Genomic DNA, 24,203 nt, shown 5'->3' on the forward strand with positions numbered 1-24,203 from the left:
TTGTTTATGTACTCTTTTTGCTCTCTTTATCGACCTGACATGATGTTTCACATGTAGATAATCCAAACATCCCGTAAGCAAGACAACGACCAGTGAATGCGTTTATTAATAAACCAACACCCAACAGCCACCACCAATTACCGTCATAGATGGCGTAGGCTATTATAGCTGTGCCGACAATAATTCGACACCAACGATCCCAATTAGCCAGATTTTTCTTCACCATTCCACCATAAAAATAAACCCCGCAGTGCGGGGTTTATTAGAAAGTAAATGAACCAGATAGTTCAATTAGTCATCGCCAGAGAAGGCACCAATTAATTGCAGCAAGCTGACAAACAAGTTGTAGATACTGACATACAGTGTGATGGTCGCCATGATGTAGTTGGTTTCACCACCATTAACGATTTGGCTTGTTTCGAAAAGAATCAGACCCGCCATCAATAATACAAACATCGCTGACACAGCTAAAGACAGACCTGGCATTTCAAAGAAGAACGCGGCTAAACTGGCTAGAAAAGCAACCAGAATACCGACGAATAAGAAGCCGCCCATAAAGCTGAAGTCTTTTTCACTTTTTACAGCATAAGCCGATAAAGCGATAAAGATAATGCCTGTACCACCAAGAGCTTGCATCACAATTTGTGGACCATTAGGTAAACCTAAGTAGGCATTGACAATCGGACCTAGCGTTAAGCCCATAAAACCTGTCAGAGCAAAAACAGATACGATGCCCCAAGCACTGTTACGAAGTTTAGTAGTTAAGAAAAGTAATCCAAAATACCCAACCAAAGTAATGATGATGCCAGGATGTGGCAGGTTGAGTGCCATTGATACTCCAGCAGTCATGGCACTAAATAATAGTGTCATGGCTAATAAACTATAGGTATTACGTAATAGTTTATTGGTTTGAACCGCAGACTGCTGCGAACGAACAACAGTTGATTCAGCGTTATAATTCATCAGTTTTCTCCGTGTTTTTTCCAGTTGATGAAAAGCTTACATTAATGACACCTATCCTACTCGATAAGTTCTAAATGGCAATAGATATTATCTATCTACAAATAATTTTATTTTTACGGTTGTGTTACCGAACCATTATCTGTATTATTTCGCCTCTCTGGAGAGTTGACAGAGCGGTTGAATGTACCGGTCTTGAAAACCGGCGTGGTTTAACGACCACCCAGGGTTCGAATCCCTGACTCTCCGCCATACATTAAAAGCCCCTTTTCGAAGGGGCTTTTTTGTTTCAGCTCAATGCTTTCAGGAATCCACTCTAATTTAGTATGGATGGTTTTCCCGGGATATAGCCTCCGGCCTTAACTTTTAGCTGTCCAGCAATAGAAACTGCCTTTAAATCTTCAAAATTACAGCTTATCTCCTACTTATTCTGCTAAACCTGATATAGATCAGTTATACAAACAAATCAGATTGACCGACTCTGTTACGAACAATTAAGCTTGAACTAAGTTACTAGCTCGAGTCCAGTATGATTGATACATCGGAACTACCCACTTCCATCCCCTCCCTGAAATTAAAGTGTGTCGCTATCGATACCTACAAAGAAAACGTCGCTTATTTACATCGGAACTGTGGACTTTATCGTAGCGAAGGCTTTCAGGCGTTGAGTAAAATAGAAATCCACACGGCTAATAGCACTCAGCCTGTTATCGCTGTTCTCAACGTCGTTGATGATGCTTCTATTACTAATATCGATGAATTAGGTCTAAGTGAGCAAGTCTATGAACAATTAGGCATCCCGGAAGGCTCAGAAGTCTTTATTAATCATGCTACCCCGCCCGAGTCACTGAAATCTGTTCATAAAAAAATAGCCGGTGAAAAACTCGATTATCAGCAGTATTTACATATTATTCAGGACATCGTGAATAACCGTTATTCGAAAATCGAAACAGCGGCGTTTATCGTAGGTTGTGCTGAAACAGGCATGGAGCGCGATGAAATATTGCATCTGACCCATGCCATGGTAGATACCGGTGAACGGATCGACTGGGGCGAAGATCTGGTCTGTGATAAACACTGTATTGGTGGTATCCCTGGCAATCGTACCACTATGTTACTCGTGCCCATCATTGCTGCTCACGGCATGTTGATGCCTAAAACATCCAGCCGGGCGATCACTTCACCTGCTGGTACCGCAGATACCATGGAAGTCTTAGCCAACGTCGATCTGTCTCTGCGACGTTTGCATGAAATCGTTAGTCAACAACGTGCCTTCCTGGCATGGGGCGGTACGGCAAAACTTGCGCCGGCTGATGATGTGTTGATTTCCGTTGAACGCCCGCTATCTATGGACTCAACCGGGCAAATGATCGCCTCGATACTTTCTAAGAAAATTGCTGCAGGCGCCACACATTTACTGATTGATATACCGATTGGGCCTTCAGCAAAAGTACATACCCATATGGAAGCGCTTAAGTTACGCAAACTGTTTGAGTATGTGGGTGACAATATGGGATTACATTTAGAAGTGGTCATCACCGATGGCAGCCAACCAATAGGTAGAGGCATCGGTCCTGTTTTAGAAACGCAGGATGTGATGAAAATTCTTGGGAATGAACCTAACGCGCCCATCGATTTAAAAGAGAAAGCCTTACAGTTGGCCGGCAGAATTATCGAATTTGATCCCGATGTCAGAGGCGGTCAAGGTTACGCTGTTGCCAGAGATATTCTTGAATCAGGCCGAGCACTCACAAAAATGAATGCCATTATCAATGCTCAGGGACGCAACAACACCCCCATACAGGTTGGCAAGCTCCAGTGTGATATTTGTGCACAAGACACAGGCATCGTAAAAGCGATTGATAATCTGAAAATTGCCTCCATTGCTCGCTTGGCCGGTGCACCAATGGATAAAGGCGCAGGGATTTATTTACATAAAAAAGTCGGAGATAAAGTCAAAAAAGGTGAAGCATTATTCACCATTTATGCTGAGTTTAATGCTGATTTCACCTTTGCCAAAAATGCCGCACTCCTCGATAACAGCTACCAGATTGATAAACTATGAGCACAAAACTTCCCCTGCTAATTAGCTTTTCAGACTATCAGCAACAGGCCAAAGCCCTGGCTATGGTATGTGGAATACCATACGAAACCATTCAACTTCATCACTTTCCGGATGGTGAAAGCCAGTTAATCTTACCGGTCGACTTACCTGAAACAGTGATTGTTTGCAGAAGCCTCAACGAGCCCAACAGTAAATTGATTGAATTGATGCTAACGGCACAATCATTACGCCAAAATGGTGTAGAACGTATTATTCTGGTGGCACCTTATCTTTGCTATATGCGACAAGATAAAGCCTTTCATCCGGGAGAAGTCGTCAGCCAAAGCATTATTGGTCGATTCCTGGCCGGTTTATTTGATGCTGTGATTACAGTAGACACGCATTTGCATCGCATCTCTGAATTACGCGAAGCCATTCCTATAGAAAATGCTGTTAATATCAATGCTACTCAGCCGATGGCAGACTTTATCGAGACCCGTTTTAACAATCCACTGTTATTAGGGCCTGATGGCGAATCAGAGCAATGGGTAAAAGACATAGCGACACATTTTCGCTTTGATTATGCCGTAGCACAGAAACAACGTTTGGGTGATCATAAAGTGCTGGTCACTTTGCCTGAACGCGCCTATTCCGGACGCGATATTATTATTGTTGATGATGTGGCCAGTACCGGGAAAACACTGTTGGAAGCAGCTAAACAGCTGATGCCATATCAACCGGCCTCAGTCAGCGTTCTAGTTAGTCATGCCTTGTTTATGGATGATGCAATAGAACAACTCAACGCGGCAGGCATCCAACATATCTATAGTTGTGACAGTATTCCACATCCGACCAATACAGTGAGCTTAGCCAATTTGCTCGCCAACGCTTTACAGGACGTCTTACGCCACTAGCTTCAACACACCACATAAATGGAGGGTTAGAAATTGACATCGTTATTCCAAAAAGCCACGGACGATTTTTCCCTTCAGCCTGTTGATGACACTTTCCGTTTATTAAATGTTGATAGTAAAAATGGCCTGTCTGAAACCGATGTGCGGCAACGACAGATAGATTACGGTCTAAACCAAATCATCAATCAGGAAGAATCCACCCTGCAGCGGATTTTGAAACGCTTCTGGGGCCCTATTCCCTGGATGATTGAAATTGCCGCCATATTATCTGCAGTCGTTGGTAAGTGGGAAGACTTCATCATTATCAGCGTCCTACTTCTTATCAATGCCGGGCTCGACTTTTTCCAGGAACACCGTGCACTTAATGCCCTCAATGCCTTAAAAAGCCAGCTAGATACACAAGTGCGCGTATTACGTGATGGCAAGTTTCAATCAGTTCGCTCACAAGAACTCGTACCCGGCGATATTATTCGTCTGCGAATGGGAGATTTAGTCCCTGCTGATGTGCAATTAGTCACGGGTGACTATTTATCTATAGATGAATCCTCACTGACTGGCGAATCCTTACCTGTCAGCAAAAGAAGTACCGATGTTGCCTATGCCAACACCATCATTCGACAAGGCGAAATGGATGCCATTGTGGTCAATACCGGCCAGCAAACACGATTTAATAATGTTGTCAGTTTAGTTGCTTCGGCCTCCGAGAATGAACACAGCCACTTTCAAAAGATGGTGTTACAAATTGGTCACTTCTTGATTCTGTTATCTCTGGCAATGGTGACATTGATTGTTATCACAGGCTTATCACGCCATGAAGATATGCTTGAATTGGCCCGCTTTGCCTTGGTGTTATTAGTCGCTGCAATTCCGGTTGCTTTACCGGCCGTTTTGTCTGTCACCATGGCTGTGGGTGCTTATAAGTTGGCAAAACACAAAGCCATCGTCACCAAATTAACCGCTATTGAAGAGCTGGCTGGCGTCGATATTTTTTGTTCCGATAAAACAGGCACGCTGACCAAAAATGAAATGCAGGTGATGGACATTCTGCCATTCAATGGCACCCGTGAGGCAGCACTTATGCGAGCGGCCGTTTTAGCATCACGCTCAGAAAATACGGACCCCATCGAAATTCCATTATTTCGCTACATCAAAGATAATTTTGCAGACAGTGACTGGTCACAATGGCAACAAACCCACTTCACTTCATTTGACCCAAGCCGAAAATTTACCTCAGCATCGGTCAATAAAGCTGACGAAAAAATGGAGGTGTTTAAAGGTGCACCACAAGTGATTATGGCCATGGTCACTAACCTTACCGATAACGATATCACGTCACTCAATCAACAAATTAATCTTCTTGCCAGTAAAGGTTATCGCACATTAGCTGTGGCTCAACAGCGTGAGAATCAACCACATGAGTTCCTTGGCCTCATTCCGCTCATCGATCCGCCCCGGGATGACTCAAAGCAAGTGATTGATGAAATGCGAGAGCGAGGTGTCGAAGTAAAAATGATCACTGGCGATAATATCGCTATCGCTCGTGAAATTGGTCATATGCTTGGGTTAAACAAACGTGCGGTTCAGTCTAAACAAATCACTGGTAAATCTGGACAGGAAATTAAAGAGCTCGCATCCGGTCTGGCTCAGGCGATATATAAACGACTCAATCCCGACGTGTCCTTCAAACAGGCAAAACAGTTTGCTGATGAGGTAATGACCGATCTGGAAAGCATTTACGATACCAGCTTATTAGAAACAGAGTTTATTCACACACACGAGTCTGCTCTGCTCGACATGCTGGAATCCATCGAAATTTTTGCCGAGGTCTTGCCAGAAGATAAATACATGATCGTCGAAGCTTTACAAAAATCAGATCATATTGTTGGCATGACAGGTGATGGCGTGAATGATGCGCCGGCACTGAGAAAAGCAGATTGCGGTTTTGCCGTATCCAATGCCACAGATGCAGCAAGAGCAGCAGCAGATATTATTCTCACCGCACCGGGCCTATCCGTCATTAATCAGGCCATAGAACAGGCACGCTTTACCTTTGAACGCATGAAAAGCTACGCGACATTCCGTATCGCAGAAACGATTCGTATCATTTTGTTCATGACCTTGAGCATTCTGATATTCGAGTTTTACCCTATCACTGCCTTAATGATTATTTTATTGGCACTGCTCAATGATCTGCCTATTCTGACCATCGCTTACGATAATACCTATCAGTCGCCCACACCTGTGAGGTGGAATATGCATGAATTATTTATTATTTCATCTGCGCTTGGGCTTGCTGGTGTTTGTGCGTCTTTTTTACTGTATTTATTCCTGCGCGAACAGAATTTAGATAACGATACAATACAAACCCTTATCTTTCTGAAACTGCTTATTGCTGGTCACAGTACGATTTTTGTCACACGCAATAATGGTTGGTTCTGGCAAAAGCCGTGGCCATCTCCCCTATTATTAGCCGCGACATTGGGCACTGAAATTCTCGGTACATTGATGGCAGTCAACGGCATCTTTATTACCGCTGTAAGTTGGCAATATGCCGGATTTATGTGGTTATATGCCTTAGTCTGGTTTGTTATCGATAATGCCATCAAAATCGGTATTCAGCACTCGCTATTTAATCAGCCCCCAACTAAAACGAAACTCCCTGCATGAATATTATTCGTAAATGGCGCACACTCAGAGTACTGAAACACTATCCGATACCCTTTGATTTGTGGCTTGCAGTCACTAAGCATTTACCCCTCATACAGGCAAGATCCGTATCCGAACGTGCCCGCATACGTTTGTTGGCCACACTGTTTATTCATAAAAAGACATTTACCGGGGCTGCAGGGTTAACGGTCACACCAGAAATGGCCGTCACTGTTGCTGCCCAGGCCTGTGTAGCTATCTTGCATTTAGGACTCAATACTTACGATGGTTGGATAGAAGTCATTCTCTACCCGGGCGCATTTCAGATTAAACGTGATGTGACAGATGAAAATGGCGTCGTTCATAGACAAACACAGGGCTTAAGTGGCGAGTCATGGTCACGGGGTCCCGTTATTTTTTCCTGGCAAGACATCAAACATGACAGTCAGCAACCCTACCGAGGTCATCATGTTGTTATTCATGAATTCGCTCATAAATTAGATATGTTGTCTGGTCGGGCTAATGGTATGCCGCCATTACACCCGGATATGTCGTTACCGGAATGGACTGAGACATTAACTGCTGCCTGGCAGGGTTTATTACGTGACTTGGCGGCACATAAACACACTTATCTGGATCCTTATGCTGCGACTAATCCGGCTGAATTTTTTGCGGTATTGAGTGAATACTTTTTTACTATGCCAGAAGCGTTGAAACAACATAATGCCCTTTTATTTAAGCAGTTAGAGGCTTATTACCGACAATCACCACCCGATTTAGAAGAATTTCATAATAGACAACATGCATCAGCTAATGAATGAATAACAGAAACTGTTTCTAAAAGCGCTAGTCGTATATTTAACATGCTGACAAGGACGATGTTATGCAAGAAATTATTGGAACACTACTGTTAATGGCCGTTAACTTTAGTCAGTATGATATGCCAGAACAACACCCCTTAATTGAAGCCGTTAATCATCAGCAGTTAATAGATACTTTATGTGAGGGTAAAGAATGTAATGCTCTGGCTTATTATGACGATAAAAAAAATACGATTTTTTATGATGATAAGCTGACTAAAGATAGCATGATTGCTCAAGGATATATCGTTCATGAAATGGTGCATTTCCTTCAATATCAGCATGATGCCGTTATTGAAGAGCCAGACTGCAAACAACGAATGCTACTCGAACGTGAAGCCTACCAGGTTCAGCAACGTTTTTTACGTTCTCATCACATAATGACCTATGATGTGGATATGGCCATTCGTTTATTAAGTGGCGTTTGCAGTCGCTGATAATGAGATGACAGTTGTTATAAACAATTTGATAGGGATATACTCGGCTTTTTAAGAAATTAACCCTGTTATTTATAAATTGTATTAACTCCATACCAACGAGTTAATCGCTCATGTTTAAATAACGTTTTTCTACTCCAGTTACGGATGTCTATGTTTTCTAACAAACGGCTCTATTTATTAGGCATAGTCAGTATCAGCCTGGTGAGCATAGTTACCAGCACAGAAGCGTCGTTAGATTTGTTAGCAGGTGTCGAGGCCGGTATTGATACCGACACGGCGATGACAACACATGACCTGCAACAAACACAGAAAATTCTGTCGACAGAAACCATTGGTAAAAGCCACTTTTGGAAAAATGAAGTGACTGGCACAGCTTATGAAATCATCATTGACCATCATTACTCGTATGGTCACTACCCATGTCTGGCCTATGATCTTGTCATCAAAAAAGACGATCAAACTGAGACAAAATCATTGGATGCCTGCAAAAACAGCAATGGCCAATGGATATCCATCACCTCAGGTGCTACAGCTCTCTAAGGCGCTTTAGCGATAAATACACCACGTTTGGGAGCCTGATACCCTTCTATCGTTTTTGTCACATCATCAGGGTCGAGAAAGTCTTTCAGTGACTCAAATGTCATCCATTCAGTGCTACGTTGCTCATCGAGTGACGTGACATTTTCATCTACGCAACGCACCTCTTTAAAACCGCATTTTTTTAACCACACCATCATGGTCTCGCTACTGGGGATAAACCAGACATTTCGCATCTTGGCATAACGTGACTCTGGAATCAGACTCATGCCTTCAGGCCCATCAATAATCAGCGTTTCCAATACCAGCTCACCACCCGGCTTCAGACAATCACGTAACTCCATAAGATGAGTTAACGGGGAGCGCCGGTGATATAACACCCCCATGGAAAATACGGTATCAAACCAGGCCAGTTTTTCCGGCATATGCTCTATCCCGATAGGAACAACGAAGTGTTTATTATTGGCGATATAACGTTGCATGACATGATATTGCATGGTGAAAACCAGCGTTGGATCAATGCCCATGACAAACTCAGCCCCTTCGCCTAACATTCTCCAGCCGTGATAACCATTGCCACCACCCACATCTAATACGCGTCTACCAGCTAATGGGCTGATATGCGGTAATACTCTGTCCCATTTCCAGTCAGATCGCCACTCGGTATTAATCTCAATATCAAAAAAGCGATAAGGACCTTTACGCCATGGATGAAACGCTTTCAAACAAGTTTTCAGCGCGTCAATATCAACACCATTCAAATCTTTTTGCTGACCGATTCTGACTTCTGACTGTAACTCGACCTGACTGGGTGTGATAGCCGGTAATGCTGCAAGTGCGTCTTGCCACAAAGGCATTTTACCGTGCGTTTCTTCTGCTAATTTCTGATTGATTTGTTGTTCTAATGTCTGACGCCAGACTTGCAATCCAGCAGCATCAAGATATTCATATAAAGGCTGGTATATCACTTTATGGCAACCATCGAGACAAAGTTAAAACATTGATACCATTTTTCAGTAAAACCAAATCCGGCAGCACGTAAACGCTGCTGATGTTGTTCTAGTGACTCAGGTATTAACACATTTTCAAGGGCTGTTCTTTTCTGACTAATTTCCATATCGCTATACCCATTCGCCCGCTTGAAATCATGATGGGCATCAATATGAAACTGGTTAATGTTGGTATCAGCAAATGCCAGTTTCTCTGACAGAATTAATATGCCACCGGGTTTTAAACCCTTATAAATTTGATTGATTAATGTCTGGCGTTGCGCCAGAGGAATAAACTGTAAGGTGAAATTCATTACCACTACGGAAGCATTTTCAATGACCGTATCAGCGATATCTTCACAAACCAGTTGAACACCAATATCAGAGGTCTTGTCGGCCAGCAATATGTGATGTGCTTTTTCAATCATGGCAGGCGAGTTATCAACGGCAATAATCTGGCAATTCTGTTTTTTTATCCGCTGCCGCATCGATAAAGTCACGGCACCAAGTGAACAGCCCAAATCATAACAATGGCTATTATCTACAGCATATTTTGCCGCAAGAATACCAATGTTAGATATCAGTGTTGCATAGCCAGGTACCGAACGCTGAATCATATCAGGGAAGACATCGACCACTTTTTCATCAAAGCGGAAATCCACCATTTGTTCTAATGGTGCAGCGTAGATAGTGTCTTGCTTTTTCACCATCACTGTTCACCTTTTTTCTTGGCGACATTATCGCGAAGGTAAACGGGCATAGCCTGTTCCGCAGCTAAAGTATGACCATTTTCAATCTGCTTTACAGCCAGTTTTGCAATGGCAGCAGCTGTCGGTAACAGCTGATTATCCATGCCATGAACTTGACCGGAGAACTTTGTTGTCATTAACGCTTCATACTCTTTCCAACCGCTACCGGCAGCAAAAAAAGATGAATCATTGTCCAAGCAAATCAGCTCAGGCAAACATACTCTTTCCTCTCCTGTTAACTCAGCCAGACCATCAACAGATTGATATGTAGCGCTGTAGACTTCCTGCATACGTGCATCCATTGCAACGGCAATATAATCAGCACCATGTTCATCAATTGCACGCTGCGCGACGGCGGCTAAGGTTGAAACGGGTACGACTGGCAATTTAGACGCAAAAGCAATTCCCTGAGCGACACTGACACCAACGCGAACGCCGGTAAATGAACCAGGCCCGCGGCCAAAAGCAATACAATCCATATCAGCAAGGCCACAATCCGCCTGAGACAAAATCTCATCCAGCATACCTAGTATTTTTTCTGAATGACCTCGTTGAGTTAGAAGCGATTGTTCAAACAGTTCACCATTTTTTAAGATGGCGACAGAACACATTTCTGTGCAGGTATCGAGTGCGAGAATATTCATAGGTGCTTAATTAGCCGGTCATTTGAGTGTCACAATCGCGCATTATAATGCATACAATCAGATTCAACGGAGTAAATCATGGCTTTATTCATTGATGCGATTTATGTATTACGCGAAATTGGCAAACTGATATTTGTCATCGTCACCTCCCCGTTTGCCTTTGTTGCTGGCTTGTTGACGCTTATCGGAAGCAACTAGAATTTTCATTCAATTCAATCTGTTATAGCATAGCTATTGTCAAACTTTTCTGGAGGTTGGCAATGGCTATACAACATTTACAAGCATTGGAATTGGCCGCACAAGGCGATTGGAACGGTGCTCACAGACTCATTCAAAACTATGAAGATAGTTTTGCCTGCATGATTCATGGTTATCTTCATTATGTTGAAGGCGACAAAGGAAATGCTGCTTACTGGTACCAACGCGCGGGACGTTCTGTACCAGCAAACAGCTTATCTGAAGAATTTGACAGGCTTTATAACCTCGCCAAACAAATCTGACTTATTGTTTAATGCCTTCAATCGACAAAGTTAAATACACTACCTGGGACGACGGGCCTAACATATCAACATTGATGCCGTAGTCAGAAATAGTAAATTCAGTTTCACCAACAAAACCGGCACGGTAACCACCCCATGGATCGGCGCCTTCTCCTACTTTTTCGACAGGGAAGCTCAATTCATGGGTCACGCCGTGTAAGGTAAAGTCACCCGTGACCATTAAACTGCCATCATCCTGCTGTTTAAATGAAGTAGATTTGAAGCTGGCCTTAGGAAATTTATCCGTTTCCAGAAAGCGTTCACGTAGATGTTTATCACGCTCGGCAAAGTTGGTATCAACACTGGTCACATCAATATCTACATCCACTTTTGATGCTTCCGGTTTTTCTGCATCATAAGAAAACGTGCCAGAAAAATCATTAAAACGTCCACTCATCCAGCTGTAGCCTAAATGCTGAATACGGAAATCAATAAAAGCGTGGGCTTTTTCAGTATCAATCACATAATCTGCCGCATAAGCAGGCATTATCGCTGACAATCCTAATAGTGATGTTGCTAAAAGCGTCTGTCTCATTTTTTTCTCCTGGTTTTATTTGATGCCAAGCATCTGCTTGAGCGTTGAGTCTCTATCGATAAAGTGATGTTTAATTGCAGCCAGAGCATGAACTGTTGCCATCGCAATCAGAAAATACGCAGCCCATAAATGAATTGCCCCTGCCGGATCTACCCAAGCGGGTTTGTTTGAAATGAATGCGGGAATCGTGAACCAATCAAAAACAGAGAGGCCATCACCTTTCGCTGTGACCATGACATAGCCACTAATAACAATAATCAACGCCACGATATTCATGGCTTGATGTGTAATTTTTGCAACGAGATGTTGCCAATAAGGAATAGAGGAAATGGCGGCAAGAGGCTGACGAAACAGGCTCCATGCCCAGCGTGACACAATCAATACTGCCGTTACAACGCCAATGCCTTTATGCCACCAGGGAGCCTGATAATACCAATCATCGTAGTAACCAAGATCGACCATCCACAGGCCAGATGCAAACAGGCCAATAATAAAAACAGCGACTAGCCAATGAAGAAAAATCGATAAAAAGTCATAACGAGAACTCTGCTTCGATTTCATTAATGTCCCTATTAAAAATTGGTGATAGGCACATTGACCACGGTCAATTAAAAATGTTTCTCAAATAATAATATTTTTTATTAGCGCTGACGTCTTTTAGCTTTGACTTTGGTTTTTCCCGGTCTTGTATGCTGAGTGCGAAAACTTTGTACATTTTTTGCCTTACGCGTAACACGGCGGCCTTCACCATTTTCTCCGGTGCCAGCAGGCTGCCAACTGGGGATCAAATGTTTTTTGCCATTACCGATCAAATCCGCACGCCCCATGTTTTTTAATGCTTCACGTAACATCGGCCAGTTTTCAGGATCGTGATAACGAAGAAAAGCTTTGTGCAATCGACGTACTTTCAACCCTTTAGGCACCTCAATATCACCACCATTGCGTCGTACTTTATGCAAGGTGTTCTTGCCCGAGTGATACATGGCCGCAGCGGCTGACATTGGCGAAGGTAAATAGGCCTGAACCTGATCGGCTCTAAAACCATTGCGCTTCAACCAAAGTGCTAGATTCATCATATCCTTATCCGTTGTGCCTGGATGTGCAGCGATAAAATATGGAATCAAATACTGCTCTTTACCTGCTTCTTTCGAATATTTATCAAACATCTGTTTGAATTTATCGTAAGTGCCAATGCCGGGTTTCATCATTTGTTGCAGCGGACCTTCTTCAGTATGCTCTGGTGCAATTTTGAGATAGCCCCCCACATGATGCGTCACCAACTCTTTGACATACTCTGGTGATAAAACCGCCAGGTCATATCGCAAACCTGAAGCAATCAGAATCTTTTTAATGCCGGGTAACGATCTGGCGCGTTTGTAGAGACTAATCAAAGGCGTGTGATCTGTATTCAGATTTTTACACACCCCAGGGAATACACACGACAATCGACGACAACTGGCCTCAATTTGAGGATCATTACAGGCTAGACGATACATATTGGCCGTTGGACCACCCAAATCAGAAATCACACCGGTAAAACCGGGCGTCGTATCACGAATCGCTTCCACTTCTCTGATAATGGAGTCTTCAGAACGACTCTGAATAATTCGACCTTCATGTTCAGTAATAGAACAGAATGTACAACCACCGAAACAGCCACGCATAATATTGACGGAAAAACGGATCATATCGTAGGCCGGAATGGTCATCTTGCCATAACCACTATGCGGTACACGGCTATAGGGTAAGTCGAATACGGCATCCATTTCGGCTGTGGTTAACGGTATCGGCGGTGGGTTTAACCAGACATCCTGATTGCCATGTTGCTGTACTAAGGCCAGCGCATTACCGGGGTTAGTTTCCAGATGCAAAATACGTGAAGTATGTGCATAGGTAACCGGATCATCTTTCACTGCATTGTAGGCAGGCAAACGTATTACAGTACGTTCAGCATTTCGCGGTGAAACCCGATGAATTTTAATAACATTGGTATTTTCAGCCGGTTTATTTTGTTCTGTTTTGGCTTTTTCATCTGCACAACTTTCTTCAGTTTGCATCTGATAAGGATCAATAGGCGGATTGAGTTTCCCAGGCGTATCCACCAAAGTAGAATCTTTCTCCCACCAGCCCGGACGCTGTTCATGCTTTTTGGTATAGGCGGTGCCACGAATGTCGGTCAAATCACTGACAGGTTCACCTGCAGCGAGACGATGAGCAATTTCCACCACTTGTCTTTCGCCATTGCCGTAAACCAAAAGATCAGCTTTAGAATCCATAATGACACTGCGGCGGACTTTCTCAGACCAGTAGTCATAATGGGCAATACGGCGCAAGCTGGCTTCAATACCACCGATAATCACAGGCACGCCTTTATAGGCTTCCTGACAACGTTGGCTGTAAACCACGACGCTTCTATCAGGTCGTTTTCCGCCTGAACCACCTGCGGTGTATGCATCATTACTGCGTATCTTACGGTCAGAAGTATAACGGTTGACCATAGAATCCATATTGCCGCCAGTGACGCCAAAGAACAGATTCGGTTTACCTAGTTTGGTGAAATCGTCGGTGCTGGTCCAATCGGGCTGAGAAATAATACCAACACGAAAACCATGTGATTCTAATAAACGCCCTATCAGCGCCATACCAAAACTCGGATGGTCTACATAGGCGTCACCGGTCACAATGATAATGTCACAAGAGTCCCAGCCCAGCGCATCCATTTCCTCTCGGGTCATGGGTAATTCAGGCGCGATACCAAAACGGTGTGCCCAGAATTTACGGTAGGAAAACAGATCAGGCGCGGATTGCATGTGGACCCCAGAAGAATAAAAGCGATAAACGTCGATATTCTAGCAAATTCAGATGCATATCCGACAATTTTAATCAGGTTTTATTCCATGATTTTGACTTCTGTGCCCACACCGACAAATTTCAATAACTCATCAATTTCTTTATTTCTGAGTGCAATACAGCCTTGAGTCCAGTTCGCCATCTGATGAATCTCAAGTTTGTCTTTGGTTTCAACACCAATGCCATGAATACCGATCACACCACCGAGCGCAGTATTTTGTGGTGGAATACCGCCAAAAATATGTGCATCAAGAATTCTGCGATATTGCGATTTTTTAATATGCCCAGCTTTCAGACCATTGATCGCATCTCTGACACTGGGATAGTCAAGTTGTAAAAACAAATGGAATCGGTCACTGTCTTTAATATCAACGATATGATAAATACCCATTGGCGTGCGTCGATCGCCTTCCATCTGCTTTGCTTTTCTACCACCACTACCAATTGCGGCATGATATGAACGAATAACTTTATCGTTTTTTTCAATCAGTAATTTGTTTTCAGATCGTTTAATCACAATCTTGTATGCATCATCAGCCCAGCTCACTTGTTGATATAAAAACAGACTCAACAATACCGGCAAAACCCACTTGTTCATGAAACCTCTATACGCTAATGACTGACTGATAACCCCTCTCACACAAAGCCAATATTAAATCGCGAATAAACGATGAATAAAGTTTCTGTTTTGTCTGATGAGATTTTGTAATGATCGTGGTAAGTTAATTTGATACACCATTTCTAAACTATTGACTTGCTGGCGCAATTTTTTCAGATACGCATTTTCCACATTAAACTTGGTGGCTAAAGCAATGACATTGCCCTTATTCTCAACCGGCAGAATCATAGCACGCTGTTGAAAGCTCTCATTAATTCTTTCCATGGTTGAGTTAAACAAGGCACGTTCACTTCCCCACAGATTAATACTTAACACACCATTGTCTGTCAGAATGCCTGAACAGGCATCAAAAAAAGCCTGAACGCCAACACTGGCTGCCATGCCATTTTGATCATAGGCATCAACCAGAATCAGATCATAGCTAAAATCCGTTTGATAAAAACATTGATTGACATAAAGATAACCATCACCAAGGTTGATATTTAAGTTGGGGTTATCGACCGGGACCTGAAAAAATGACTGTGCCACTTCCACCACATCCTGACGATACTCAACTACATCAACATAGCAATCCGGAAAATGATGCAACAGGAACTTCACCAACGAGCCTCCACCCAGACCAATCACCAACACCCTTTGTGGATTAGGATTGAGTAATAAACACCCCATCATGGCCTGAGTGTAACTAAGCTCCAGATAATGCGGTTGATTAAGTCGCATGGAACTCTGTCGCGGAAAAGTACCGAAATGTAATGATCGTGTATTACCACTATCAACCACTTCAATTAAACCATCATCAGAAACTGCTTGATGGATAAGGTTTCCATCACCGTAAATTCGCATCACGTATCGTCCTTGGCGATAAAATGTTTGTGCAACCAGCCACGGACAATACCAAGCACATTCGTCTCAACGCCATAAAAGTTTGGACTGGTCGTCACAATTCTTCGTTGTTCATAGTTCATCGCCTGAGCTTTTATCATTTCAGCCCGACGTTGAATAGCATTAGTATTTTGTCGAGCAGGAAAGTCTGAAATCAGATCAAGAATGGCTTTCACTTTAATGGGTTCGACTTGATTCATACTGGCATCAATCCAAATAATGCCCACCTCGCCATTGGCCATGGAAAAGCTGTCATTGACCCACGCAACCGCCTCACCAAAGCCTATAAGAATAGTGGGGCCAGTCTGCTGCTTTTCAGCTAGATAACTTATTGCAGCTGCAATGCGAGCTTCATTTGTCACGACATAAGGAGCTTGCTCTGCGTCCTCTTTTTTCTCATCCCCTTCCGCTGCCGGAATCTCAGTGCCGGATTCGGATGGTGCTGCTGCGTTTTCATCAGCAGGCTGTTGCTGCGTCGTGTCTTCAGTAGTCGGCTCCGTCGCTGTTGTTTCTGCAGAATCCGTCTCTGGCTTTTTATCCGCATCTGAAGGCACAAGATAAATATTCGGTGTCAGCTCATAATGCATCGCCACTGTCATTGTAGACCAGCCGGCTTTAGTCAATCCGATTCTGAGTGTATGAATAACACCGTCACTATCAATATCCTGACCGCGCCCAGGCAGAATCAAGACTTTACCAGCGGCCTTACCCAGACTATCCGGCATATATGTCGCCGCTATTGGTTGCTCACTGACCGTTAGTGATACATACCCCTCAACATTCCCCTGCTCGCGCAGCATAATCGGAGAATTTTCTTCGGTGCTCGTTTCCTTTTCATCACCTTGGCTAGGCTCTTCTGCATCATCCGCAGCATAGGCCAGTAGCAGATAACTTCCCATCGTCAGCAAAGCGATAAATTTCAGCAGTTTTCGCAAGTCCAACTCCATCTCATGATTTCTCGCTCCAGTATAATCTCAGCCTATTGATTTCAAAAGCTGAAAAAAGAAAGCCGATACGGTAAAGTATCAGGTTTACATCACGTTTTTATTATTCGATTTAAGAGAGACAATCATGGCTGAATTCAAAATTGCCCCTTCAATCCTGTCTGCTGACTTTGCTCGTCTGGGTGAAGAAGTAGATAACGTTCTTGCTTCAGGTGCTGATATTGTGCACTTTGACGTAATGGATAACCACTATGTACCGAACCTGACTATTGGTCCATTAGTGTGTGATGCATTACGCAAACATGGTGTCACCCATGAAATCGACGTACATTTGATGGTGAAACCCGTCGACCGCATCATCCCTGACTTTGCTCAAGCTGGCGCCACCTTCATCACATTCCACCCGGAAGCCTCAGAACATATTGATCGTAGTCTGCAATTAGTGAAAAGCGAAGGCTGTAAAACCGGTTTGGTATTCAACCCGGCGACGCCTCTTTCACTGGCTGAACATGTTTTAGACAAAGTTGACCGTATTCTGCTGATGTCAGTTAACCCAGGTTTTGGTGGTCAGAAATTCATCCCACACACACTGGAAAAACTACGCCAAGCACGCAAAATGATCGATGAAAGCGGTTACGATATTGACTTAGAAATCGACGGTGGCGTTAACGTCAACAATATCCGTGAAATTGCTGAAGCAGGTGCGCGTACTTTTGTTGCAGGTTCTGCAGTATTTGGTGCGGCAAAAGACAGCGACCCTAACCGTTATGAAACAGTGATTGCAGCACTGCGTGAGGAATTAGCTAAAGCTAACGTCTAATTAATGAAGTTAGATTTACCTGAGGTTGTCTTTATTGACCTTGATGGCACGCTGGTTGACAGCGTGCCGGATCTAACTCATGCAACCAATCACATGCTCAGCAGTTTAGGATTAGCAAAAGCCAGCGAAAATGATGTCAGAAGTTGGGTAGGTAATGGTATTCCCCGGCTTGTTGAGCGAGCATTAACAGGTGACATGGAACAAAAAGCAGATGTCGGGCTATTTGAAAAAGCATTACCGCTGTTTTTAGATTATTATCAACAGTTCCCATGTGAAAAAAGCCAAGTCTACCCTGATGTATTTAAAGGGCTGAATTGGCTTAAAGATAAGCAGATTAAATTAGCATGTGTCACTAACAAGGACGAAACATTTACTCTGCCATTGCTTGAAAAGCTTGGTCTGAAAGATTATTTTGACCTTGTGGTATGTGGTGACACAACACCACATAAAAAACCACATCCAGCACCATTGCTGTATGGTGTTGATTACTTTCGGATTACCCCCGAAAAGGCATTAATGATCGGTGATTCCGTCAATGATGTAAAAGCAGCCAATGCTGCAGGATTTGCCATTATATGCGTGAGCTACGGTTACAATCATGGTCAGCCAATTTCTGCAGCTGCACCCGATACCGTAATAGATACTTTTGCAGAGCTGGAAAGCTTATTTTTAGAAAGAAGCAATGAAACAGTCAGAATTTGATCAACTTGCCACAGAAGGCTACAACCGCATCCCTCTCTCACGGGAAGTTTTAGCAGACTTAGATACACCATTAAGTGCTTATCTCAAATTGGCTGATGCGCCCTACTCCTACCTGTTTGAATCTGTTCAGGGTGGTGAAAAATGGGGTCGTTATTCGATGATTGGTCTGCCTTGCCGCACCATTGTCCGTGTTCGTGATAAGGACATTGTGGTAGAACAGGATGGGCAAGTTATTGAAACAGCACAAGCAAACGACCCTCTGGCGTGGATAGAACAATTCCAAACGCGTTATCGAGTGGCTGAAACCGATTCACTACCAAAATTTAATGGTGGTCTGGTTGGCTATTTCGGCTACGACACTGTACGTTACGTTGAATCCCGACTGAATAAAGCCCCTGAGTCTGACCCACTCGAATGCCCTGATATTTTGTTGATGGTATCGGATGAGTTAGTCGTTTTTGATAACCTCAGTGGTCGTCTGTATTTAATTGTTCATGCGGATCCAAACACAGAAAATGCTTACCGTATCGCGCAACAACGTCTGGATGAATTAACTCAGACGCTGCGCCAAACGGCGATGAACTTCCAACAGAATAAAGTTCACAAACAGGTCAACGAAGAAGACTTTCAATCAGGCTTTACCCAGCAAGGGTTTACTGATGCTGTTGAAAAGGCGAAGCAATACATTAATGATGGCGACATCATGCAAGTGGTTTTATCTCAGCGCCTGACCATTCCTTATAATGCACCACCGATTGATCTATACCGGGCGTTACGAACATTAAACCCTTCCCCATACATGTTCTACATGCATCTTGATGACTTTTATGTAGTCGGTTCATCACCAGAAATTTTAGTACGCATGGAAGATCAGGAAGTCACTGTCCGTCCGATTGCCGGCACTCGTCCTCGTGGCAAAAATGAAGAAGAAGATATTGCGCTAGAGCAGGATTTGTTATCTGATCCCAAGGAGCTGGCTGAACATCTGATGCTGATTGATTTAGGTCGAAACGACGTTGGCCGGGTCAGCAAAACAGGTACAGTTGAATTGACTGATAAAATGGTGATTGAGCGTTATTCTCACGTTATGCATATCGTCTCAAACGTCACCGGCCAGGTATTGGATGATATGTCAGCCATAGATGCGCTAAGAGCCACCTTCCCTGCAGGGACTGTCAGTGGTGCGCCTAAAGTGCGGGCAATGGAAATTATTGATGAATTAGAACCGGTAAAACGTGGCGTTTATGCCGGTGCGGTTGGTTATTTATCCTGGTCAGGCAATATGGATACCGCGATTGCCATACGTACTGCTGTCATAAAAAACGATCTGCTTCATATCCAAGCTGGTGCTGGTATTGTGTATGACTCAGTACCTGAAATGGAATGGAAAGAAACGATGAATAAAGCTCGTGCGATCTTTCGTGCTGTAGCCATGGCGGAAGCAGGATTGGAAGCCAATCCTCATGCAGAAAGCTAACCTAGGAATAGATACATGCTGTTAATGATTGATAATTATGACTCCTTTACCTATAACCTCGTGCAATATTTTGCTGAGCTGGGTGAAGAAGTGGCTGTTCATCGTAACGATAAAATCACTATTGCTGAAATTGAAGCAATGAATCCAGACAAAATTGTGTTGTCACCAGGACCTTGCACCCCAAATGAAGCGGGGATTTCCATGGAGGTAATCAAACACTTTGCGGGGAAAAAACCCATGCTGGGCGTATGTCTGGGTCATCAGGCAATTGGTCAAGTGTTCGGTGGCGAAGTCATTCATGCCAGCCAGATAATGCATGGAAAAACGTCTAAGGTCTATCACAACAACACCAGCGTGTTTAAAGGGCTTAATAACCCACTGGAAGCAACACGTTATCATTCATTAGTTGTGAGTAAATATAACTTGCCGGATTGTTTCAATATTACCGCCTGGACTCAGACTGATGACGGTGAGCTGGATGAGATCATGGGAATCGAGCATAAAACACTTCCTATTGAGGGGGTGCAGTTTCACCCTGAATCTATCCTGACCGAGCAAGGTCATGAATTATTGAATAATTTCCTGCAAAGATAAGGCCTTTTGATGGATATACAGGCAGCCATTAAACAGCTCATCCAGCGCCATGATTTCAGTCATGATGAAATGTCGGATGTGATGAATCAAATCATGACAGGTAATGCGACACCAGCACAGATTGGTGGCTTTTTGATTGGCCTGCAAATGAAAGGTGAAACCGTCACCGAAATTGCGGCGGCGGCTGAGGTCATGCGAAGCCTGGCAACACCCGTTCATATCAACGGCGAACATGTTGTCGATACCTGTGGCACAGGGGGTGATGGTGCCAGTACATTTAACGTTTCAACAGCGAGTGCTTTTGTTGCTGCTGCAGCGGGCTGTCAGGTTGCCAAACATGGAAATCGTTCCATCAGTAGCAGTTCGGGTAGTGCAGATGTTCTTGAAGCTGCGGGGGTTAACTTAGAGCTTAGTCCGGAACAGGTAAAACACTGTATAGAAACAGTGGGGGTTGGTTTCATGTTTGCTCAAAAACACCATGGCGCCATGAAGCATGCGATTGGTCCACGTCGTGAGATGGGCGTCAGAACCATTTTCAACCTGCTAGGTCCACTCACAAACCCTGCCCAAGCTGCTCATCAAGTGTTAGGTGTGTTTGATAAAAAGTGGGTTAAACCGATGGCTGAAGTGTTACAAAAACTCGGCAGCCAACATGTGTTAGTGGTGCATGCTGAAGATGGTCTTGATGAAATCAGTATTGGTGCTGAAACCCATATTGCTGAGCTCAAGAATGGTACGGTGACCACCTACACCATTAAGCCTGAAGATTTTGGTATGAAACAGCATTCTATTGAATCGCTAACCGTCAGCAATGCACAGGATAGTTTGGCTCTGATTAAAGAAGTCTTCGAAGGCAAACCCGGTCCAGCCCGTGATATTGTGGTCTTGAATGCCGGTGCCGCCATTTATGTGGCGGACATCTCCCCTTCCCTTGAAGAAGGTATCCATCTAGCGGCACGAGTTATTGACTCTGGTGCCGCCACGCAAAAATTAAATGCCCTAATTGTTACAAGCCGAACTTAAATTATGTCTGAAAATACACCCGATATTTTGCTAAAAATCCTGCAACGAAAACAGCAGGAAATTGCTGAACGTTCTGCAAAAATTCCATTAGCTATCATGCAACAATTAGCCGAACAGGCTAATCCGGTTCGTGGCTTTGTGGAATCTATCAGCAAAAAAATTCTTAATGACGAGCCTGCGGTCATTGCTGAAGTAAAAAAAGCTTCCCCCAGTAAAGGGCTGCTCAGAGAGAATTTTATTCCTGAAGATATTGCTGTCAGCTATGAAAAAGGTGGTGCTGCCTGTTTATCCGTCTTGACGGATCGTGATTTTTTTCAGGGACATGAAGTTTTTTTACAAGAAGCACGTAACGCCTGCTCACTGCCAGTGATTCGTAAGGACTTCATTATTGATCCATATCAGGTATTTGAAGCCAGAGCGATCAGTGCTGACTGTATTTTATTAATTGTCGCCGCACTGAATGACAATCAATTAGAAACGCTCAGCCAGTTGGCCATCCAGTTAGGTATGGATGTACTGGTAGAAGTGCATGATCTTGAAGAACTGGAACGTGCGTTAGTATTGAATCTACCTTTAATCGGTATCAACAACCGTGATCTTCGAACATTTGATACATCGCTGGATACAACCTTGTCTCTACTGCAACGTATTCCACAAGGCCATATCGTCATCACCGAAAGTGGTATTCATACCCGTGATGACGTGAAATTAATGCGTGACAATAACGTAAATGGTTTCCTGGTAGGTGAAGCCTTTATGCGTGCTGATGATCCAGGTGCTGAATTAGCCAAGCTTTTTTACTAAAGGTTTTTTATGACGATGTTCTTCATCATAGACGATCATCGTCTTACCCTTGGCCCATAACAAGCCATTGTCTTGTAACTCTTTGAGGACACGACCAACCATTTCACGTGAACATCCCACCATGCGGCTGATTTCCTGACGTGTGACTTTAATCTGCATACCATCAGGATGACGCATAGCATCTGGCTGAGCGGCTAACTCGTGCAAAGCAGCCTCAACCCTTCCTGCTACGTCAAGAAATGCCATATCAGTGGCTTTACGAGTTGTCGATAACAGACGTTTTGCCAATTGTTCTGCAATGGTAAACAACAGTGTTGGATAGCATTCTTTCAACTGTGTTTTTGAGAGATTCATGATCTGCTGGTAGGAAATCTCTTCAGTGCGCACATCGGTTCTGGCGCGCACCGTCACCATACGTTCACCGACATCTGAGAACATGCCTATCTCACCAATAAAGTCGCCCTGATTCAGGTAAGCAACGATAAGCTCCTCGCCTTCCTCATTTTCCATGCACACACTCACCGAACCTTCACGAATATAATAGAGCGTATGTGCCGGATCACCTGGACGAACAATGATATTCTTCGCCGGATAAGTTTTTGTGTGACAGCAGCGGAAAAACTCTGCTAATCCCTGTTCAATGGCCTTGTGTCTGTGATAGTCCATTTATTCATCCAAAAATGAGTCTGCGGGCAATAATACAGCATAAACGGGTATAATCCCTCAGCGATTTGATAAATATGTCAAATTTAAAGTGACTTATCAACTTTAGGAAACATTTTAATGAAAGCACGAGTGAAATGGGTCGAAGATGTTTTGTTTCTCGGCGAATCTGGAACAGGCCATACGGTAGTAATGGATGGACCTGAAGAAGCAGGCGGACATGGTACCGGCATGCGTCCGATGGAATTATTACTGATGGGTATGGCTGGATGTACAGCCTTTGATGTCATCGAAATTTTGAAAAAGTCTCAACAAGATATTCGTGACTGTGTGATTGAGGCGAATGGCGAAAGAAGCGAAGAAGCGCCTAAGGTTTACACCCATATCCATATTCATTACAAAATCACTGGTAAAAATGTAAAAGCCAACTTTGTTGAGCGTGCTATCAAAATGTCGACTGAGAAATATTGCTCAGCCACCATTATGTTGGCAAAAACAGCGACGGTGACACATGATTACGAAATCATTGAAGTTGAATAATCAAAAATTAAGAGTCACTCATGTCTGAAAACAAACTTGTACGACCAGGTAAAACCGGTGGCATGCGTCATATTGCTCTGTTTGTCGATGACCTTGCCGCTTGTGAATTTTTTTATACCGAATTACTTGGCATGCATGTCGAATGGAGGCCAGATGAGCAAAATGTGTATCTGAGTTCAGGTAATGACAATCTCGCATTACATCAGGCAGCAGAGCCACCCGCACCATCACACCAGCAAAAGCTGGATCATATCGGCTTTATTATTCCTAGCATGGACGAAGTTGATGCCTGGTTCGATTTTCTCAGTGCAAATAATGTCGAAATTCGTAACCCGCCACGTACGCACAGAGACGGTGCCAGAAGCTTTTATTGTTATGATCCGAGCGGTACTGTCGTGCAAATTATTTACCACCCACCCATCTCATAA

General features: G+C 43.6%; 27 protein-coding genes and 1 tRNA gene. 16 read left to right on the forward strand and 12 right to left on the reverse strand.

Annotated elements, in window-relative coordinates:
- Positions 1–4: 4 nt before the first annotated feature.
- Both AC13DA_RS12445 and AC13DA_RS12450 read right to left on the reverse strand, forming a co-directional pair.
- Positions 5–226 (reverse strand): YgaP family membrane protein, encoded by a 222-nt coding sequence (locus tag AC13DA_RS12445; RefSeq protein ID WP_431522811.1) that lies wholly within the window; start codon positions 224–226, stop codon positions 5–7.
- 65 nt (positions 227–291) lie between these two features.
- The gene (locus AC13DA_RS12450; RefSeq protein ID WP_007145375.1) at positions 292–963 is read right to left on the reverse strand and encodes a Bax inhibitor-1/YccA family protein; all 672 of its coding nucleotides are present in this window, start codon (positions 961–963) and stop codon (positions 292–294) included.
- Between the two features lie 159 nt (positions 964–1,122).
- Between AC13DA_RS12450 and AC13DA_RS12455 the strand changes: the two genes are divergently transcribed.
- From AC13DA_RS12455 to AC13DA_RS12485, 7 genes are all read left to right on the forward strand, one after another.
- Positions 1,123–1,212, forward strand: a tRNA-Ser gene (locus tag AC13DA_RS12455).
- 277 nt (positions 1,213–1,489) lie between these two features.
- Positions 1,490–3,025 (forward strand): thymidine phosphorylase family protein, encoded by a 1,536-nt coding sequence (locus tag AC13DA_RS12460; RefSeq protein ID WP_284451997.1) that lies wholly within the window; start codon positions 1,490–1,492, stop codon positions 3,023–3,025.
- Positions 3,022–3,918 (forward strand): ribose-phosphate diphosphokinase, encoded by an 897-nt coding sequence (locus AC13DA_RS12465; RefSeq protein ID WP_284451998.1) that lies wholly within the window; start codon positions 3,022–3,024, stop codon positions 3,916–3,918. The genes AC13DA_RS12460 and AC13DA_RS12465 overlap by 4 nt, the downstream gene beginning before the upstream one ends.
- 33 nt (positions 3,919–3,951) lie before the next feature.
- A complete protein-coding gene (locus tag AC13DA_RS12470) occupies positions 3,952–6,585 on the forward strand; it encodes a plasma-membrane proton-efflux P-type ATPase (RefSeq protein WP_284451999.1) in 2,634 nt (877 codons plus the stop codon).
- Positions 6,582–7,385 carry a M90 family metallopeptidase gene (locus AC13DA_RS12475; protein ID WP_050797523.1) on the forward strand — a complete coding sequence of 268 codons (804 nt, stop codon included), beginning with the start codon at positions 6,582–6,584 and terminating at the stop codon, positions 7,383–7,385. Before AC13DA_RS12470 ends, AC13DA_RS12475 begins: the two co-directional genes overlap by 4 nt.
- Positions 7,386–7,447: 62 nt before the next feature.
- Entirely contained in the window at positions 7,448–7,861 is a 414-nt protein-coding gene (locus AC13DA_RS12480; protein ID WP_007145380.1) for a DUF6782 family putative metallopeptidase, read from the forward strand.
- 153 nt (positions 7,862–8,014) lie between these two features.
- Positions 8,015–8,404: a hypothetical protein gene (locus tag AC13DA_RS12485; protein ID WP_007145381.1), complete on the forward strand. Its 390-nt coding sequence runs from the start codon at positions 8,015–8,017 to the stop codon at positions 8,402–8,404.
- Here AC13DA_RS12485 and cmoB read toward each other — a convergent pair.
- From cmoB to tsaB, 3 genes are read right to left on the reverse strand one after another with little or no spacing between them, the layout of a single operon-like run.
- Positions 8,401–9,369, reverse strand: a complete 969-nt coding sequence (gene cmoB, locus AC13DA_RS12490) for a tRNA 5-methoxyuridine(34)/uridine 5-oxyacetic acid(34) synthase CmoB (protein ID WP_284452000.1) — start codon at positions 9,367–9,369, stop codon at positions 8,401–8,403. The two genes, AC13DA_RS12485 and cmoB, sit on opposite strands and share 4 nt — an antisense overlap.
- Entirely contained in the window at positions 9,366–10,100 is a 735-nt protein-coding gene (cmoA, locus tag AC13DA_RS12495; protein WP_284452002.1) for a carboxy-S-adenosyl-L-methionine synthase CmoA, read from the reverse strand. The genes cmoB and cmoA overlap by 4 nt, the downstream gene beginning before the upstream one ends.
- Complete coding sequence (gene tsaB, locus AC13DA_RS12500) at positions 10,100–10,783, reverse strand: tRNA (adenosine(37)-N6)-threonylcarbamoyltransferase complex dimerization subunit type 1 TsaB (RefSeq protein ID WP_284452003.1); 684 nt, start codon at positions 10,781–10,783, stop codon at positions 10,100–10,102. The genes cmoA and tsaB overlap by 1 nt, the downstream gene beginning before the upstream one ends.
- 260 nt (positions 10,784–11,043) lie before the next feature.
- Between tsaB and AC13DA_RS12505 the strand changes: the two genes are divergently transcribed.
- Positions 11,044–11,283, forward strand: coding sequence for a hypothetical protein (locus AC13DA_RS12505; RefSeq protein ID WP_284452004.1), 240 nt, complete (start codon positions 11,044–11,046; stop codon positions 11,281–11,283).
- 1 nt (position 11,284) lies between these two features.
- On the opposite strand, the gene AC13DA_RS12510 is transcribed toward AC13DA_RS12505, so the two are convergent.
- The 6 genes from AC13DA_RS12510 to AC13DA_RS12535 all read right to left on the reverse strand — a co-directional run bounded on the left by AC13DA_RS12510 (position 11,285) and on the right by AC13DA_RS12535 (position 17,143).
- Entirely contained in the window at positions 11,285–11,857 is a 573-nt protein-coding gene (locus tag AC13DA_RS12510; RefSeq protein ID WP_273181691.1) for a YceI family protein, read from the reverse strand.
- 15 nt (positions 11,858–11,872) lie between these two features.
- On the reverse strand, positions 11,873–12,418 hold the full coding sequence (locus tag AC13DA_RS12515) for a cytochrome b (protein ID WP_284452005.1): 546 nt from the start codon (positions 12,416–12,418) through the stop codon (positions 11,873–11,875).
- 80 nt (positions 12,419–12,498) lie between these two features.
- Positions 12,499–14,667: a YgiQ family radical SAM protein gene (locus AC13DA_RS12520; protein WP_284452006.1), complete on the reverse strand. Its 2,169-nt coding sequence runs from the start codon at positions 14,665–14,667 to the stop codon at positions 12,499–12,501.
- 80 nt (positions 14,668–14,747) lie between these two features.
- On the reverse strand, positions 14,748–15,305 hold the full coding sequence (locus AC13DA_RS12525; protein WP_284452007.1) for a L,D-transpeptidase family protein: 558 nt from the start codon (positions 15,303–15,305) through the stop codon (positions 14,748–14,750).
- 54 nt (positions 15,306–15,359) lie between these two features.
- Entirely contained in the window at positions 15,360–16,169 is an 810-nt protein-coding gene (locus tag AC13DA_RS12530) for a spermine/spermidine synthase domain-containing protein (RefSeq protein WP_007145391.1), read from the reverse strand.
- Positions 16,169–17,143 carry a DUF3530 family protein gene (locus AC13DA_RS12535; RefSeq protein ID WP_284452008.1) on the reverse strand — a complete coding sequence of 325 codons (975 nt, stop codon included), beginning with the start codon at positions 17,141–17,143 and terminating at the stop codon, positions 16,169–16,171. The genes AC13DA_RS12530 and AC13DA_RS12535 overlap by 1 nt, the downstream gene beginning before the upstream one ends.
- A gap of 136 nt (positions 17,144–17,279) precedes the next feature.
- On the opposite strand from AC13DA_RS12535, the gene rpe reads away from it, so the two are divergent.
- The 6 genes from rpe to trpC are packed head-to-tail and all read left to right on the forward strand — an operon-like array spanning position 17,280 to position 22,572.
- Entirely contained in the window at positions 17,280–17,972 is a 693-nt protein-coding gene (rpe, locus tag AC13DA_RS12540; RefSeq protein WP_007145393.1) for a ribulose-phosphate 3-epimerase, read from the forward strand.
- Positions 17,973–17,975: 3 nt separating this feature from the next.
- Entirely contained in the window at positions 17,976–18,674 is a 699-nt protein-coding gene (locus AC13DA_RS12545; RefSeq protein ID WP_007145394.1) for a phosphoglycolate phosphatase, read from the forward strand.
- A complete protein-coding gene (gene trpE / locus AC13DA_RS12550) occupies positions 18,655–20,151 on the forward strand; it encodes an anthranilate synthase component I (RefSeq protein WP_284452009.1) in 1,497 nt (498 codons plus the stop codon). The genes AC13DA_RS12545 and trpE overlap by 20 nt, the downstream gene beginning before the upstream one ends.
- Positions 20,152–20,166: 15 nt before the next feature.
- A complete protein-coding gene (locus AC13DA_RS12555; RefSeq protein ID WP_007145396.1) occupies positions 20,167–20,745 on the forward strand; it encodes an anthranilate synthase component II in 579 nt (192 codons plus the stop codon).
- A 9-nt stretch (positions 20,746–20,754) separates the two neighbouring features.
- Entirely contained in the window at positions 20,755–21,768 is a 1,014-nt protein-coding gene (trpD, locus tag AC13DA_RS12560; RefSeq protein WP_273181710.1) for an anthranilate phosphoribosyltransferase, read from the forward strand.
- A 3-nt stretch (positions 21,769–21,771) separates the two neighbouring features.
- Positions 21,772–22,572, forward strand: coding sequence for an indole-3-glycerol phosphate synthase TrpC (gene trpC / locus AC13DA_RS12565; protein ID WP_273181713.1), 801 nt, complete (start codon positions 21,772–21,774; stop codon positions 22,570–22,572).
- On the opposite strand, the gene crp is transcribed toward trpC, so the two are convergent.
- A complete protein-coding gene (crp, locus tag AC13DA_RS12570) occupies positions 22,552–23,238 on the reverse strand; it encodes a cAMP-activated global transcriptional regulator CRP (RefSeq protein WP_273181716.1) in 687 nt (228 codons plus the stop codon). The genes trpC and crp overlap by 21 nt on opposite strands.
- Positions 23,239–23,355: 117 nt before the next feature.
- Here crp and AC13DA_RS12575 point away from each other — a divergent pair, with 117 nt between their 5' ends.
- Positions 23,356–23,775, forward strand: coding sequence for an OsmC family protein (locus AC13DA_RS12575; RefSeq protein WP_007145400.1), 420 nt, complete (start codon positions 23,356–23,358; stop codon positions 23,773–23,775).
- Positions 23,776–23,795: 20 nt separating this feature from the next.
- The gene (locus tag AC13DA_RS12580; protein ID WP_007145401.1) at positions 23,796–24,203 is read left to right on the forward strand and encodes a VOC family protein; all 408 of its coding nucleotides are present in this window, start codon (positions 23,796–23,798) and stop codon (positions 24,201–24,203) included.

Source organism: Methylophaga sp. F-2 (assembly GCF_056859315.1).